The sequence below is a fragment of the Caryophanon tenue genome, from assembly GCF_001700315.1.
Lineage (GTDB): Bacteria > Bacillota > Bacilli > Bacillales_A > Planococcaceae > Caryophanon > Caryophanon tenue.
Genome location: NZ_MASJ01000001.1, coordinates 511,056 through 523,229, shown reverse-complemented (window position 1 = coordinate 523,229; position 12,174 = coordinate 511,056). Strand labels below are relative to the sequence as shown.

Sequence of the window (12,174 nt, the reverse complement as noted above, 5' to 3'; positions counted from 1 at the left end):
CGCTCCTTTACATCGTTAATAGTCCTAGTTCTGCATCACCCGCAATGTCTAACCCATCGTTTTCACTGTACGCGCCTTCACGTACATAATAAATTTTCGAAAAAGGCGTTTCATAAACTGCCAACATGCCGTACTGCTCTAATAGTCGTCGTTCGTATGGAAACACATTGACACTATACTGCTGTGCTTGTTTTACAAATCGTGAAAAATCAATCGCATCATAGGCCTCTAACTGTGTGATAAGTTCATTGCCCTGCTCGTATGGCACAATGACACTCGTCGTTTGTGTATCAATCACATGAAAGTGTCGTCCAACTGTTTTAAACGCATGACGATTGAGCAAACGCCCCGCGAGTGTGGATGGCACAAATGATGCATTCGCTGAAAAAGCTAAGTCATATAATTGAAGCCCTTCGTCGATTGTATAATTCAGTTCATGTTTCAGCGCATAATAATAATGCTTGAAATAACGCTTCATCGCATCCATTGATAATAAGTCCCCATCGTATAACGTCTCATCCAATGACATATCACGTAAAATCATGCCAGTTTCTTCGATGCCTGTAACAATCGTCTGTAAATACCGTTCACTTGGTTTTTTCAAATTTATCACATATACATCACGTACTGCCGCTTCACCATTACGATTACAACGACCTGCCGCTTGGGCAATACTATCTAAACCTGCCTGTGCTCGAATAACACATTGAAAACTTACGTCAACACCCGCTTCAATTAGTTGCGTGCTCACACAAATCAGCTTTTCAGCAGTTTTAATCGTTTCACGCATCTCTGCTAAAATTTTCTGCCGGTGAGCTGGACACATCGATGTGCTTAAATGTTGCACATTCCAGCCATCGTCACTAAGTAATTGGTATAGCTTTTTCGCTGCGGTTTTTGTATTTACAATGATTAATAGATTGTCTACCTGCCCCATTTTTTCTGTCGCAAACTGTGCCACCTCTTCATATGTCCAGTCTTGTTCTCGCACTAGAGATGTCACAGCAGTCCGTTTAAAATCAGGTAAAACTTTGTCCAACTCGTCAATCAACTCACCATCAATGTGTAAATAATGTTCAACATGTTCAAGTGCTGGTTGTGTAGCTGTACATAAAATAATCGTCGTATTGCAGTACTCTTTTAAAAACATCATTGCCTCATTAAAGAGACTAATGGTTTTAACAGGCAGTGATTGAATTTCATCAAAAATAATGACGCTGTTCGCTAATTGATGAAATCGCCTTGTGTAACGAGATTTTTCGGCATAAATAATATTCAAAAACTGCACCATCGTAGAGTAAATAAGCGGTGACTCCCAATTATCTTTTGCCGACTGCATTTTACGCCGTTGTTGCAATGCTTCAAACGTATGACTTCCTTCTTGCAAATCTTCATCCTCGATAATATTACTGTGATGCTCAAGTAAATCATCTGTTTCTAACAATGTGCGCACTTCTTTGGCATTTTGTTCAATAATGGTTGTAAACGGAATAATATTAATAATACGTTGTTGCCGATGATGAAGTACATGCGATAGCGCAAAACGTAAACTTGCGAGCGTTTTGCCACCACCTGTTGGAATTGATAATGTGTAAATGCCTGTCGGTAACGTCGCTTTCTCGGCACATTGGTCTGATAAATATTGTCGACTTGTTGTAATACGATTTTGAAGCGCTTGTTGTTGCTTCAGTTGTAGCGCTTTGGTGAGTCGCTCCTTATATTGCATAAATTGCGGTACATAGCTGACTTCTTGATAATCGCTACTTTTATTTTCATCAAAATCTCTTGCGTTCGTACGGTCCGCATCAATTAAGGCACTAAACAAATATTTCGCTAAAAAGAAATTAAGTCGGGCAATTTCTTCGGCAGACTTCTCTTTAATTAAGGTCAGGTATTCTTTTAGCGCAGCATTCATATACGTATTGAATTGTTGCTGAGGTATCACTTCGTTAAAAAACTGGCTCGCCATTTTTTTAATATCGTCTTCGATAAAAGGACGTTTTAAAAAAGGAGATTCACCTTCTGTATTAATAAAATCGAGTAAACTCCCGTGATGCGTATAAATCACATTTGCTAATAGCTCTGCTAAAAGTTTCGTATCGGCTTGTTTACTCCAAAAAAGTAATAATAACTGACCGCCTGCCGTTGAATGATTGACAGACCCTCTTTTTGGCGGGCTTTCGGGATGTTCAATTGCTTCACGAATGTAAGTCTGAAAAGCTTCACTATACTTCCCAAAGTCATGAAGCATGCCAACAAGCCCTGCTATATGCTGTACATTCATTTTCTTTCCTACAATTTCACAATATTGTTGCACCTCTTTTAAGTGCGTTGAGAGTAATTGTGCAGTTCGGTCTTCTTGGCGGTAATGCGCAATATACGTATCCATCTTTTCACCCCTCACAAATACTATACTTTAAGTTCTTTTTATTTACAATATTAAACAATTTTACAATCTAAAATACTAAATTTAATATTTTTTACCTAATGAAATTATTTTTTCTATGTTATACTATCATTAAAAAACTTATCACTCCCTGCCTTACTGCAAAAATACGTGTTCATAAAGGAGCGGTTTTATGTCGATTCAATTGCGAAAGCAAACTGTTCAAATTGTGCTTGAAAAAAAGAAATTGCAACATGTGCAAGCTCGTGTGGCATTGGTAATTGATGCATCTGGGTCTATGCGGAAATTGTATAAAGAAGGGGTCGTACAAGATGCAGTCGAACGGATTCTTGCCGTTGCAAGTCAATTCGATGATGATGGGGAACTTGATGTGTGGGTGTATGACAATACGTTTTCACGTTTACCTGTTGCAACGGAGCAAACGATTTCAAATTATGTACAGCGTGAAATTTTAGAAAATCCAGCTATCCATAAATTCGGTCGCAATGACGAAGCACTGGTCATGGCAGATATTCTTGAAAAATTTCTCGTTGAACAGCCATTAACCGTTCCATCATTCGTTATTTTTATCAATGATGGTGGCTGTAAATCAACGATAAAAAAGCGACTCATTACAGCAAGTGACAAGCCCATCTTTTGGCAGTTTGTTGGGATTGGTGACGGCAATTTCGACTTTTTGCGTAAATTGGATGATATGACTGGAAGAGTTGTCGATAATGCAAACTTCTTCCATTTAGTTGCGCTGGAAGAAACATCAGATGCACAGCTGTATGATGCATTATTAGATGAGTTTCCGGAGTGGTTGCGTGAAGCGAAGGCGGCGCGGATTTTGACATAATGCTAAAAGAGAGTTAGCCGGATATATCCGGCTAACTCTCTTTCTTTACATCTCCCAGCCAAGGTCACTTAAATCTTCTAAAACAAAGTTCGTTCCTTGCTGTACTAAACCAAAGACATACTCACGACCATTTGTTGCTGTCACTAATAGCAATGCTTCCTCTGCTTTATCACCGACAATCGTTAAAGCGAGTGTGTTTGGCCCTGACGATTTAGCAATGACACTGCCCATTACTTCAATAGATTTTACAGTCATCGGTACAGGTAGTGTGGCATTCACAGTATAAGGCGTGAAAAATTCATCCATAAAGTAAATCGATTTCACACCGTAGTTTGTCAGTGTATCATCGACAATTAATACGGCATCGTGTTTTGCAAAGTCAACTGCAGATTTCTCACCTGATACACCTGTTAACTTTTGTAGGTCGGCAATTGTCCAGTCTGCTGAAAAGGCGACTTGGTCCCAACCAGCCGTTTCTGACACTGGGAAATAGTATAGCTTTTTCGCAGTTTGAATAGCGCCGTCAACAATAACATCTCCAGTATCAATTAATTCATAATGATAATTTAGCGCCACATTTTGACGAGGTGTATCAAAAATAATTTCACCTAAACCGTTAAAGTAATAACGAATTGTACGCGTCACACTACTACCGCCGTATGTACCTTTTACCGTTAACGTAACGATATTATTGACACCAATCGCATCATTTAACGCGAGGGTCTCCCCTAAATTTAGCACCGCATACTCATCTTTTGTGCCGTTTGCCGTTGTGTATGAGAAGCTCGTTACTTTATCAAGCTTAAATGCCGCTACTGGTACTTCTAGCTCTACACCTTGGTATTGGTCCAAATAAACTTTGCCATCTGTTTCCGCAAAGAAGTACGCCGGTGTCATACGTTCATGTCCGAAAAGTGTTTTCCCAAAAACATCAATCAATTCAAAATAAAGATCAGGGTCTTCATTTGTCGTTTGGGCAACTTGGATTTGTCCATTCGTAAATGTTGCGCCAAGACCATCTGTTGCGTCAATGCGACTAATCGAGGCTAACCCCATATCTTTCGCTGTATATGTCCCAGGTGTTGCTGGCTGTTCATCTTCTAACAACTCCATAATGCGATACATAAATGATGCAAACTGTACGCGTTTGACTGTGTTTGTCGGGTTGAATGTCGTCGTGTTTGATAAACCTAGTGCGCTAAATGCACGAATAAGCTCACGCGATTCCGCCTTTGCTTTCGCCAGGTCTGTAACATTCGCTGTTTTCCCTTCTGCCATACGTAATAATGTGTTTTCCTGTTGTTCAATTGCATCAACAACACGACTTAACACTAATACCATATTTTGACGGCTCATCTCACCTGATGGGTTTAACGCGCCGTTTGTACCGTTAAAAACGCCGTAATCTTTTACAACCGCCGCGTACTGAATCAGCTCTTTATCGGCCCCTTTTAGTGATACGTCTGTATATCGTTGCTTTGTCGCAGCATCTGCTGGGATTGTCGCATATCCTTGATTCACTAAAAAACGACCTAACATTTTCACGACATGTGAACGTTTAATCACGTTGTTCGGTTGAAATGTTGTTGCCGTCACACCTTTAATAATGCCTAACTCTGCAAGCGTTGTAATTTCATTTTGCGTATTGGCATTGTACGAGCCAATATCTTGAAACGTCGCAGCCTGTGCTGTCGGTGCAAACGCCAGCATTGCTGACGTCGCAACAGCTGTTGTTGCGAGCAAAAACTTCTTCATGCTGTAAAACCCTCCTTCATTTATCTTGTTTATTATATCGAACGGCGTCATAAGTCGCTATAGGTGTAGCGAGCTAATTGTGCACAAAAAAAAAACAAAGCTAACGCGCTGTTAGCTTTGCCTTCATTTTAACGAAAATAAGTTTAATTATAAAAATTAAAGTTTAGTTACGTTAGCAGCTTGTGGACCACGGTTGCCATCAACAACTTCGAATTCCACTTTTTGACCTTCGTCAAGAGTTTTGAAACCTTCGCCTTGGATTGCTGAGAAATGTACGAATACGTCGTTTTCGCCATCTACTTCGATGAATCCGAAACCTTTTTCTGAGTTAAACCATTTTACTGTACCTTGTTTCATGTGAGAAAACCTCCAAAAATAAATGTTAGCAATATATGATTTTTTCATGTACATGAAAAAATTCACATATTCCGAAGAGTACCGAACGAACGCGATCACTCTTTGGAATATGTGAACCATCTGTCTTTTACCGGTATTGCCTTCACTTGTTATTTTAATTATAGCATTTCCCTTATAATTGTCAATTCACTTTTCATCATTTCGTGAAACATTCGCGCAGTTTCGATTATTCAGTTTCCAATGGTGCGCGCTGTACAATAATGCCATGATAAAGCTGTGCATCGTCATCACACGCATCACAGAAAAATTGTTCATCGTCATGCCAAAATGCATAAAACATATTTTGACGGCATTCTTCATGCGGATATTTTGAGCGATATACATTTAAAAGTAGTGTTAAATGTTGTTCTAGCTCTTGCTCACTTTCAAATTGAAAACGTTCTATTATATATTCTTCCCAACCATCAAATTGCCACCATGGCTCATAGTCTGCTTCCATTACAATTAACTCATACATATTGACTTACCCCTTTAAATTGTGCTGATGCTTATTGTATCAAAAGTTTTGAAATTGTTCTATTGAAGCGTATTATCGCTATGTTACAATAGGCATAATAACAAAGAGTAATCCTTTTCACACAATACTAAAGGAGTGTTTATTGATGTTTTTCCAATCGAAAGAGAGCCCATTTTCACATAACCTATTACATGAAACTGATTTACACGCACATGGTCGTTTCCAACAAACGTTAGCACTCAATTCATTCCAGTCTCTTGATTTTGCAAACCTTCAACATATCTCACCAATCGTCGAACCGTTTTTACAGCAGCTGGTGAATGATTTCGATGAACGACTTGCATATATTCATGCATCAACGAAAAATCCAGTTGACCGTGATAGTATCACACGCTATATTGAGCGTTTTTTCGGACATGAGCGTGATAATATGTATGTTGAAAAAACATTAAGTTTCTTTTATCAATTCCGTAAGCATCACTTTGAACCTGGCAAATTACTTGTCGTCTTTAACCAATTTGGCTTTGACCTCATTAATATTTTGCATGTAAAACGAAAATCAAAGGCAACACCGTTCGTCCATTCTTTACAACTAGCCATTAATATCGACCAGCAATTATTAATCGAGCTGATGACCGAACGTATCGTTGAACATGTCGTACGTGAAATTTCAGATTTAATGGATACGAATGCACGTATTATGCAAATGAAAGACTTACTTCAAAGTTTAGATGAGCAAAATGCACAAATCCAACGTACAGCAAGTGCCACTGAGGAGTTGTCAGCAGCCGTTTCAGAAGTCGCGCGTACATCTACACGTATTTCAGAAAGCACAGCTGATTCTGCTCAACTTGCACTACAAGGTCAGCAAGAAATCGAAGCGGCATTAAATGATATTTTTAAAACAGAGCATACGTTTACAACCATTGTCGAGACATTTGGCGATTTACAAAAACGCGTGCAAGATATTGAATCTGTCGTGACGCTGATTAACGGCATTGCTGACCAAACCAATTTACTAGCGCTCAATGCGTCAATTGAAGCAGCTCGTGCTGGCGAGCATGGTAAAGGCTTTGCTGTTGTAGCACAAGAAGTACGTAAACTTGCAGAAAGTACGGTTACAGCACTGGATGAAGTACGTACAAATGTGAGCCATTTAAAACGCTTTTCAAATGAAGTGTCCAATTCGATTCATTCGACGAAAACGATTATTCACGAAGCAACAATGGATGCTAAACATTCCCTGCCTGTGCTAACAACGATTGTCGACGCGATTGAAAATATTAGTATGGACGTGACAACAACAGCAGCGGTTGCCGAACAGCAAGCGGCAGCGGTCGATGAAATTTCCACAAGCATGAATAAGATTGCGGCGCTTTCAGATGATGTACGCGGCTATGGTGAAGATACATCGATGGGTATTCATCGGCTTGGCGAAGAAATTAACCAATTCCGTTTACGCGTTATTGACAATAATAAAGTACAACTCTCAAGTATTGCACTATTACAACTATCCAAAGCTGACCATATTTTATGGAAGTGGCGTGTCTATAATATGTTTATGGGACTTGAAACGATTGAACCGGCTTCCGTGTCATCGCATAAAGATTGTCGCCTTGGCAAATGGTATACAGATGAACGAACGGTGACAAAATTTAAAAGCCATCCTGCGTATATACAAATGGATACGCATCATGCACAAGTTCATCAATCTGCTAAAGCAGCAGCAGAAAGCTTTCACGCACATCGCAACGAGCAGGCAGAGGAACATTTAGCTACATTAGAAGCAGCATCCGAACAAGTGCTAAACGCGATTAATGAGCTAATTACCGACTTACAAAATGAACGTCTTGATTCATAAAACGGATTGGCTAATATTGCGATAACCGTAACTTACGCCGATTTCTCGTTCACATAAATGAAATGTTTTGCTACTTCTTTTTGAAAAATGAAGCATATTATGAAACTTTTTTGGCGCATTCACGTAAAATATACAAGAACACTATTTTAAGGAGGCGCTCTTATATGTTACATGCAGGACATTTCGTCATGAGACATACAACGAGTTTTATTTTATCTTTTTTAGCATTAACTGCGTCGGTCCTCTTTTTTGATATCAATGCATTTGTGACATTTTTCTCGATGGCCGTGGTATATATCGGCTCCGCTTCCATGATAAAAGCCATCCAAAAAAGAAAGCAATTGCAACTATTCGGTCTAACAAAAGCGGAATATCATCATATAGAAGAACAGCTACAACTTGCACAGCAACGTTTAGCAGCACTTCAAAAACAGTATTTACGTGTACGTTCAGTAACATCCTTTAAGAAAATTTTAGAAATTGGACGTATCGGGAAACGCATTATTGCAACGGTCAAAAAAGACCCGCGCCGCTTTTATGCCGCAGAGCAATTTTTCTATGCACACTTAGAATCCGCGGTGACACTTACTGAGAAATATACACTGTTAACATCTCAGCCATTCAAAGATGCCGAGGTGAAAATGGCCTTACAACAAACACAGCAAACAATTGAACTGATGCATGAAACGATTGAAGGCGATTTAAAAAGTGTGTTAGCAAATGACATTGAACATTTAAAAATCGAAATTGACTTTGCGACAAGCATGGCCGAGCAAAAGAAAAAAACGATTGATATAGAGTAGGTGATGCGACATGGAACAGCCATTTGACGGACTAGATGAGATGCTACGCATGCCTAGCCCAACGAAAAGTCGCGAGGAGCGACCACTATTAGTCGAGTCGCTCCCCGCTTCACAGCAACAACAAGCACAACAGCTCGCTGAAACGATTGACGTCTTAAACTTCGAAAAAATGCTCGCATACGGTTCCGATGCCCAGTTAGCACTTTCTCGTTTTTCCAATCATTTACTTGCCCAAATTCAGCGTAAAGAACAAACTGGTGTCTCAAATGTATTAGAGCAGCTAACGGACACGCTTGAACAAATTAACCCACAATCGTTACAGCCACAGCAAGGAGGCTTTTTAAAGAAATTCTTTAAAAAGTCTCCTCCGCCTGTACAGCAATTGATGAGTAAATATAAACGTGTGAGCGTTCAAATTGACCGCCTTGCGATTCAACTGGAACGCTCAAAGCTAATGCTGCTTCGTGACTTAACGATGTTAGATACATTATTTGAACAAAATAAGCAGTATTTTGATGCACTGAACTTATATATTGCGGCGGCGGAAATTAAACGCAATGACTTACTTTATGAATATATCCCGCAGTTAGAAGCGGATGTAGCACGTAGCGAGGACCCAATGGCGCAGCAACAATTAAAAGATTGGTATGCGGCAATTGAACGATTTGAGGCGCGTATTTACGATTTGGAAATGGCACGGATGATGACCATCCAAAATGCACCACAAATTCGTTTAATTCAAGAAACATCACGCACGCTTGCTGATAAAATTCAAACTTCTGTACAAACGGCCATTCCCATTTGGAAAACCCAAATTAGTTTAACGTTAACGTTACACGAACAGCAAAAATCACTGCGGCAACATGCGCAACTAGATGATATTAGCAATCTACTTGAAACGAAAAATCCAGAAATGCTGGCACTTGCACAACGCGGCGATATTTACGATACACATACACAGCTATTGGCCAATATTCAAGATACAATCGCACTAGAACGCAAACAGCTTGAAACGAAGAAAAACTTACAATTGCATACGTCTGACGCCCCGCTATCACGCATGGCAAAACGACAACAGCCTTAAAACGCTAGAAGGAAAAATATACGCCTTCTAGCGTTTTTTTGTACATTTAACAAATTCTTTACAATCTATTTAATATGTAAATTTTTTATTTTTCCATAATTTATAGCACATATGCTTGACATTCATACATTTAAAATATTAGAATTGTCTGTAATTACAAAACAAATTTTTGGAAACTTTTAGCTATTTACTTCATAATTTGTTTCAACCAACTTTTATTTGGGTATAGTGTTCAAATAAAAATATACACTTTCACAAAAGGGGATGTTCATTATGGTAAAAGCAGCAGTCGGGGATCACATTACATTTACACGCTTTAATTTAGATTTAGCAGGTACGGTACAGAAATTATATGATAACTCCGTGCTTGTTGAGCTAACTGAAGATTCATTCAAGCTAGTGATGCATGAAATTCCAAATGAAATGACGGTTGTCAACCATCGCAATTATAAAATTGTCGAGCAAATGGACAAAGCAGTTTAATATGTCCACACGATTTATCGTCCATACATAAAAAAAACGCCCTCGCATATACCCGAGAGCGTTTTTTTATATTATAGTTCCTCGAAGTATTCTTTGTAGAACCCGCCAACTTTTCCTGTGTTATCGATAACGAAAATAAATTCTTCCGTTTCATTTTTCACTTCATATTGTTGACCGACTGTTAATACATTCGACACTAAATATTTCGATGCGTTTGTATGTACACACTTCACTGTACGAAGCGTTGGCGCATCTTTCCATTTTAAATGTAACATTGTTTGTCTAACCTCACTTTGCATGCGCAATAAAGCACAAAACTCTACTCCTTATTTTAAACGATTTTACATACTTTGTGGGGAAAAATACAGGAAACAATGCAATTTTTTGATAAAATATATATGAGGTGATTGAAATCGTATATTTATCAGGTATTAGCAGCGTACCAGAATGGTTTTACGCGCTAGCAATTGGCGTGATTATTTGTTTCTTTATTTATGGTGAATGGAATTCAAGACGATAAGTCACACAAATTGAATACAATGATACAGACGAGTCTCTATTCGCTTATGATAAAACGATTGGGGCTCGTCTATTTTTTTGTCACTTACGTTCTACTACATGACGTTATAATATCGTGAAAACGAGCAATAACGATGCCAAAACAATGCCCACAAATTGAATGGTCTCATAACGCTTATCCATTTCATCGCGACACATGCGTAGTAATAACCAATAAGCAATGGGCACACAAATACAACATGCTAGTAAAAATAATAACTTTGATTGTGGCGCTAAGTCTGTATAAAATAATAAACCAAATAATAAAATAAGTGGGGCAATTAATAATGTTTTATGTGTATAATACTGTACTTTTGATACGCGTGGGTATGCCCGTTTATCATCAAAGCGCGGACGATTCATGCGTTTATACTGTCGATTAATCCACCACTGTAACATCCACATTGGCAGTATATATAAACCCCATATCCATATAATGCGATGGTTTGGCGTGAGTAACAATGAAAAAATATCAATATCTCCTTCAGATAGATGATAGAGCTTCCCTGTATTGAGATGATAAATTTTCGTATCACTGATGGCAAATACTTCATTTGTTGTCGCTGTTCGCCCTACAGCATATAGATACATTTCTGCAAGGGTCGCTTCCTTGCGTTCAGGTGCGACTGTATCCCCTTGCAGTTGCCCTTTCATCATTCTTTCTAATAAGTGAATGAGCTGTTCGTCGTCAATTTTCTCAAGACCTGTATACAGTAGTTTAGAAGGTGGTAACAACCATTCCTCTTTCGGTGCATCCATGCTGTACAATACATCAATCGTTGTTGCATTTGCTTGTGGAGGCATTGTAGATTCTGGATTGATTATCGTGAGCCATATAAGGCAACATGTAACGAAAAGGGCTGCTACTGCGACAAACTGTGGTGTACGTTTTTTTACGTGATGCTTTTTACTCGTAATATTCATATACACACGCTTTTTCACCTGCTCATCCGCTTCTACCTGCTGTAGTTTCTTCCACATGTCGTCATGCTTCATCTTGCATCCCTCCTAGCAGTAGTTGTAGCTGTTTCATCGCGCTACGCTGTGTATTCGAGACCTTCGTTTCAGACCACCCTAAAATATGTGCCGTTTGCTGAATCGAGTAGCCTTCGAGTTTACGATAAATGAGCACATCTTTATACGATAGCTTTAATTGCTGCAACGCATTATATAACTGTTCGTGCTCCTCTTTTATGATAAGCACATCTTCAAGTGCTGTCGTTACTTGTTCATGCTTCTGTGTAAATGGTAACCATTGAATGAGTTTCTTCCTTCTGAAATGGTCGTACACAATACGCCGTGCAATTTGATGGACATATGTGCGCACACTGCTCTCCCCACGAAAGTCACTGCGGTAAAAACGCATAAAAGTCTCCTGTGTTAAATCTTCTGCTAGCTCTTTACTAGCCGTCATATAAAAAATATAGCGAAAAATTTCATCAAAATGCGTATCATACTGTTCTTCAAATGACATGCTTATCACCTCCCCTATATACATAGACGAACGACGT

At 39.0% G+C, this 12,174-nt stretch carries 12 protein-coding genes; 5 read left to right on the top strand and 7 right to left on the bottom strand.

Going from position 1 to position 12,174, the window contains the following annotated elements; all coding sequences use genetic code 11:
- Window positions 1-7: 7 nt before the first annotated feature.
- Window positions 8-2,389 (bottom strand): CRISPR-associated helicase/endonuclease Cas3, encoded by a 2,382-nt coding sequence (locus A6M13_RS02440; protein WP_066542586.1) that lies wholly within the window; start codon window positions 2,387-2,389, stop codon window positions 8-10.
- Window positions 2,390-2,579: 190 nt separating this feature from the next.
- Between A6M13_RS02440 and A6M13_RS02435 the strand changes: the two genes are divergently transcribed.
- Window positions 2,580-3,245 (top strand): vWA domain-containing protein, encoded by a 666-nt coding sequence (locus A6M13_RS02435; RefSeq protein ID WP_066542584.1) that lies wholly within the window; start codon window positions 2,580-2,582, stop codon window positions 3,243-3,245.
- 45 nt (window positions 3,246-3,290) lie between these two features.
- Here A6M13_RS02435 and A6M13_RS02430 read toward each other — a convergent pair whose 3' ends face one another.
- The 3 genes from A6M13_RS02430 to A6M13_RS02420 all read right to left on the bottom strand — a co-directional run bounded on the left by A6M13_RS02430 (window position 3,291) and on the right by A6M13_RS02420 (window position 5,874).
- Window positions 3,291-5,000: an S-layer homology domain-containing protein gene (locus A6M13_RS02430; RefSeq protein WP_066542582.1), complete on the bottom strand. Its 1,710-nt coding sequence runs from the start codon at window positions 4,998-5,000 to the stop codon at window positions 3,291-3,293.
- 156 nt (window positions 5,001-5,156) lie between these two features.
- A complete protein-coding gene (locus A6M13_RS02425) occupies window positions 5,157-5,357 on the bottom strand; it encodes a cold-shock protein (protein ID WP_066542581.1) in 201 nt (66 codons plus the stop codon).
- 226 nt (window positions 5,358-5,583) lie between these two features.
- Window positions 5,584-5,874, bottom strand: a complete 291-nt coding sequence (locus tag A6M13_RS02420) for a DUF1033 family protein (RefSeq protein ID WP_066542579.1) — start codon at window positions 5,872-5,874, stop codon at window positions 5,584-5,586.
- Between the two features lie 145 nt (window positions 5,875-6,019).
- On the opposite strand from A6M13_RS02420, the gene A6M13_RS02415 reads away from it, so the two are divergent.
- From A6M13_RS02415 to A6M13_RS02400, 4 genes are all read left to right on the top strand, one after another.
- Window positions 6,020-7,735: a methyl-accepting chemotaxis protein gene (locus A6M13_RS02415; RefSeq protein WP_066542578.1), complete on the top strand. Its 1,716-nt coding sequence runs from the start codon at window positions 6,020-6,022 to the stop codon at window positions 7,733-7,735.
- Window positions 7,736-7,899: 164 nt separating this feature from the next.
- Complete coding sequence (locus A6M13_RS02410) at window positions 7,900-8,538, top strand: 5-bromo-4-chloroindolyl phosphate hydrolysis family protein (protein WP_066542577.1); 639 nt, start codon at window positions 7,900-7,902, stop codon at window positions 8,536-8,538.
- A 10-nt stretch (window positions 8,539-8,548) separates the two neighbouring features.
- Window positions 8,549-9,622 carry a toxic anion resistance protein gene (locus tag A6M13_RS02405; RefSeq protein WP_066542576.1) on the top strand — a complete coding sequence of 358 codons (1,074 nt, stop codon included), beginning with the start codon at window positions 8,549-8,551 and terminating at the stop codon, window positions 9,620-9,622.
- A gap of 273 nt (window positions 9,623-9,895) precedes the next feature.
- Window positions 9,896-10,105 carry a DUF2187 family protein gene (locus A6M13_RS02400; protein ID WP_066542575.1) on the top strand — a complete coding sequence of 70 codons (210 nt, stop codon included), beginning with the start codon at window positions 9,896-9,898 and terminating at the stop codon, window positions 10,103-10,105.
- Window positions 10,106-10,176: 71 nt separating this feature from the next.
- Here A6M13_RS02400 and A6M13_RS02395 read toward each other — a convergent pair whose 3' ends face one another.
- The 3 genes from A6M13_RS02395 to A6M13_RS02385 form a co-directional block, all read right to left on the bottom strand.
- Complete coding sequence (locus tag A6M13_RS02395) at window positions 10,177-10,380, bottom strand: DUF6501 family protein (protein WP_066542665.1); 204 nt, start codon at window positions 10,378-10,380, stop codon at window positions 10,177-10,179.
- 349 nt (window positions 10,381-10,729) lie between these two features.
- On the bottom strand, window positions 10,730-11,659 hold the full coding sequence (locus tag A6M13_RS02390) for a hypothetical protein (protein WP_066542574.1): 930 nt from the start codon (window positions 11,657-11,659) through the stop codon (window positions 10,730-10,732).
- The gene (locus A6M13_RS02385) at window positions 11,649-12,137 is read right to left on the bottom strand and encodes an RNA polymerase sigma factor (protein ID WP_066542573.1); all 489 of its coding nucleotides are present in this window, start codon (window positions 12,135-12,137) and stop codon (window positions 11,649-11,651) included. The genes A6M13_RS02390 and A6M13_RS02385 overlap by 11 nt, the downstream gene beginning before the upstream one ends.
- Window positions 12,138-12,174: the final 37 nt, after the last annotated feature.

Bases quoted from the DNA above. Each gene is read 5' to 3' on its own strand.
- A6M13_RS02410 (WP_066542577.1), top strand. From the start codon at position 7,900: ATGTTACATGCAGGACATTTCGTCATGAGACATACAACGAGTTTTATT.
- A6M13_RS02390 (WP_066542574.1), bottom strand. From the start codon at position 11,659: ATGAAGCATGACGACATGTGGAAGAAACTACAGCAGGTAGAAGCGGAT.
- A6M13_RS02405 (WP_066542576.1), top strand. From the start codon at position 8,549: ATGGAACAGCCATTTGACGGACTAGATGAGATGCTACGCATGCCTAGC.
- A6M13_RS02435 (WP_066542584.1), top strand. From the start codon at position 2,580: ATGTCGATTCAATTGCGAAAGCAAACTGTTCAAATTGTGCTTGAAAAA.
- A6M13_RS02430 (WP_066542582.1), bottom strand. From the start codon at position 5,000: ATGAAGAAGTTTTTGCTCGCAACAACAGCTGTTGCGACGTCAGCAATG.
- A6M13_RS02400 (WP_066542575.1), top strand. From the start codon at position 9,896: ATGGTAAAAGCAGCAGTCGGGGATCACATTACATTTACACGCTTTAAT.
- A6M13_RS02440 (WP_066542586.1), bottom strand. From the start codon at position 2,389: ATGGATACGTATATTGCGCATTACCGCCAAGAAGACCGAACTGCACAA.
- A6M13_RS02395 (WP_066542665.1), bottom strand. From the start codon at position 10,380: ATGTTACATTTAAAATGGAAAGATGCGCCAACGCTTCGTACAGTGAAG.
- A6M13_RS02420 (WP_066542579.1), bottom strand. From the start codon at position 5,874: ATGTATGAGTTAATTGTAATGGAAGCAGACTATGAGCCATGGTGGCAA.
- A6M13_RS02415 (WP_066542578.1), top strand. From the start codon at position 6,020: ATGTTTTTCCAATCGAAAGAGAGCCCATTTTCACATAACCTATTACAT.
- A6M13_RS02385 (WP_066542573.1), bottom strand. From the start codon at position 12,137: ATGTCATTTGAAGAACAGTATGATACGCATTTTGATGAAATTTTTCGC.
- A6M13_RS02425 (WP_066542581.1), bottom strand. From the start codon at position 5,357: ATGAAACAAGGTACAGTAAAATGGTTTAACTCAGAAAAAGGTTTCGGA.